Source organism: Streptomyces sp. SID11385, assembly GCF_010548245.1.
Lineage (GTDB): Bacteria > Actinomycetota > Actinomycetes > Streptomycetales > Streptomycetaceae > Streptomyces.
Window position 1 is genome coordinate 1 of sequence record NZ_JAAGLR010000472.1, and the last position, 2,983, is coordinate 2,983.

Annotated in this window: 3 protein-coding genes and 1 pseudogene; 2 read left to right on the plus strand and 2 right to left on the minus strand. The window is 77.4% G+C overall.

All coding sequences use genetic code 11. The annotated features are described in order from the left end of the window. On the minus strand, positions 1-255 hold a 255-nt coding region (locus G3I42_RS14565; protein ID WP_203606815.1), incomplete at its 3' end, for a hypothetical protein. A 241-nt stretch (positions 256-496) separates the two neighbouring features. Here G3I42_RS14565 and G3I42_RS14570 point away from each other — a divergent pair. Further along, complete coding sequence (locus G3I42_RS14570) at positions 497-1,360, plus strand: universal stress protein (protein ID WP_164286057.1); 864 nt, start codon at positions 497-499, stop codon at positions 1,358-1,360. Positions 1,361-1,460: 100 nt separating this feature from the next. Here G3I42_RS14570 and G3I42_RS14575 read toward each other — a convergent pair whose 3' ends face one another. Next, positions 1,461-2,348, minus strand: coding sequence for a universal stress protein (locus tag G3I42_RS14575; protein ID WP_164286059.1), 888 nt, complete (start codon positions 2,346-2,348; stop codon positions 1,461-1,463). Positions 2,349-2,721: 373 nt separating this feature from the next. On the opposite strand from G3I42_RS14575, the pseudogene G3I42_RS14580 reads away from it, so the two are divergent. Beyond that, positions 2,722-2,983, plus strand: a pseudogene (locus G3I42_RS14580) (hypothetical protein); the annotation flags it as partial.

Consider the following 2,983-nt stretch of genomic DNA (forward strand, 5'->3'; position numbering starts at 1 on the left):
ACCGGGACCACTGCCGGGACCGCTGCCGGGCGCGCCCCCGGGACCGCCCCCCGGACCGCCGCCCGGACCGCCGCCGAGCGGGCCGCCGAACGCGCCGGGGCGCCCTCCCGGCAGCGCGAACGCCGCCGGGCTTCCCTGCCGTGCGGCACGCCGCAGCGCGACGGCGACCTCGGCGGCCGTCGTCCGCTGGTCCACGGTGACCACCGCGTCCTGTCCCGGCGTGCCCTCCTCGACGAGCGTCATCCGTACGCGCATCCGTACCGTCTCCCCCTGCCGGACTCGTGCCGCGCTCGCACTCGAACTTCCTTGCGCGGTACGGAAATCATGCCGCATGGCGGGGCGGCAGGGGTGGGCGGGCGGTGAGGGGCCCGGGGAGAGGGGAGCGGGCGGCGGGAGTCCGCGTGGCCGAACCGCGTTTGCGCGCTCACCCCGGTGCCCGCACGGTGAGCTTGCGGGCCTGCGGTCGCCCGCCGGACGGACAGACGGAGCGGGAACGATGAGACACGGCGCGGGGCGAGAACCGGTCATCGGCGGAGTGGACCCCGAGCGCGACTGGCGCGTACCGGTGGCCTGGGCGGTCGACGAGGCCGCCCTGCGAGGCGTGCCGCTCGGCCTGGCGGTCGCGGTACCGCCCGCGCGGGACACCCAGCACGTCGACGACACGCCCCGGCTGCTGGGACAGGCGCGGGAGCGCGGCGACGTCCTGGACCGGGCGGCGGCCTGGGCGCGCGAGCGGCAGCCGGGTACGCGGGTGAGCACGCGTCTCCTCACGGGCGCGCCCGCCCACGCGATGGCCGAGCTCTCCGAAGAAGCCGGGCTCGTGGTCCTCGGCTCCCGGCACCTGACCGGTCCCGGCGCACTCCTCGGGACGAGCGCGCTGGTGATGCCCCTGGCCGCGCGCGCCCGCTGCCCCGTCGCCGTCGTCGGCCATCCCGGGCACACCACGCAGGAGCCCGCCTACCTCGTGGTGGGCGTCGACGACAGCGACTCCTCGCGCGCCGCCCTGGGCTGGGCCTTCGCCGAGGCGGCCCTGCGCGGCTGCGCGCTGCGCGTCCTCGCGGCGTGGCAGCCCCCCGTCTTCGCCACGGGCCGGGGACACGGTGAGCGCTTCCAGGAGGAGCGCCGCCTGCTCGCGGAGGTGGTGGCGGGGTGGTCCGAGGACCATCCCGAGGTGCCGGTGAGCCATGAGATCGTGGCCGGCCCCCCGGTGGAGGTCCTCGCCGAGGCCGCCGAACACGCGCTCGGGCTCGTGGTGGGCCGCAGGGGGAGAGGCGGCTACACCGGGATGCGCCTCGGCTCGGTCGCGAGGGGAGCCCTGCGCCGGGCACACTGTCCGGTGATCGTCGTCCCCACGCCGTGAGCCCGTGAGCCCGTGGGTCCGTGAGGCCGTGGGTCCGTGGCTCCGTGGGCCGGTCACCCGCGTACGGGGCGTGCGCCCGGTCGCCGGGTCCGCCGCGGTCTCAGTCGTCCTGGCCCTCGTGGTCCTCCGGTACCACCTCGACCGGGCACGTGGCGTGCTGCATGGCGGCCTGCGTGACGTGACCGATCCGCGGACCGAGCGCCGCGAGGCGCGGGGCCCGGCGGCCGACGAGGAGCAGAGGGGCGTGGTGCGACTCGGCGATGAGGCGATCGGCCGGTTTTCCCGCGAGCGCACACTCCCGCACGGCGAGGTGCGGACGGCTCTCCCGCCACGGCGCCAGCGCGCTCTTCAGCCGCGCGATCTCGGCGGTCTCCCTCGCCCGGGCGGCCTCCGGGTCGACGCCCGTTCCCGGCAGTCCGTGCGGCTCGGGCCAGACGTGCACGACGCGCAGCACCGCGCCGCGCCGGTCGGCCGCCTCGAAGGCGGCGTCGAGCAGCCGGGGCGCGGGATGACCGGGGTCGAAGCCCACGAGGACCTCGCCGGCCCTCGTGCGGCCGGGGCCGGAGGCGTCGGTGCCAGGACGTACCAGCACCACGGGCGAGGTGGCCCGGGCGATCACGGATTGCGCCACCGAGCCGACGACGAAGCCGTGCATCTTGCCGAGCCCACGTGAACCGACGACGAGCAGCGCGGCGGAACGCGCCACCTCCACGAGAGTCGTGGCCGGGGCGCCGCTGACGCGTTCACCGTCGGCTCGCAGCCCGCGATGGCGACGCGCGAGCCGTTCGGCCTCGTCGGCCGGGACCGCGTCCATGACGGAACGCCCGGCGGGTGTGGCGTCCGTGATGCCGAGCGAGTACGGCTGCCACTCCCAGGCGTAGACGACACGGAGGCGGGCGCCCGTGCGCACGGCCTCCGCCGCGGCCCAGTCGGCCGCCGCGACGCTCTCGGGCGAACCGTCGTACCCGAGCACGATGGTGCGGGTCATATCGGCCTCCTCCGGGGCAGGCGCTGCGGACGGAAGCCCGGACGCGGCGACGGGAGGACGCCGGCACCTCACCGGCCGCTCCGGGGAGCCCCCTTCCATCCTGCGCCGGTCCGGCCGATGACGCAGGCGTGACGCGGTGCGCCGCCCCCCCCGGGGCGCCCGGACACCGCTGGGAGAGCGTTCCCGTCACGGTGCCGGCGCCCGGCCGCGCTCGGAAGACGGTACGGTTCCGCGCGGCGCGTCCCGACAAGCCCGTGCCCCTTCCTTCACCCTTCGCGCATACGTTCCTTCACCCGCTCGGGGGAACGCCACGCGCGCAGCGGATGCGCCGCGCGGGCCGGGGCAGCACCCTCCTGTCTGAGGGAGGTTCACCATGGGTTCGTCACGCGTCACGCTGTGCGCTGCGGGGGTGCTGTTCGCGACCGTGCTCGGCCCGCCGGGCGTCGCGCTGGCGGCGAGCGGGGCCCCGGAGCGGCCGGTGGTACGCGCCGGGGCGTGCCTGACCCGCCCGGACACCCCCGACGCCGGGTTCGCGCCCGCCCCGCACCCCTCCCGCTCCTGCGCGCCGCGCCCCACGAACGGCCCGCACCCCCTGGGCACCGCCCGCCAGGCACACGCCCCCGAGCCCGCGGACC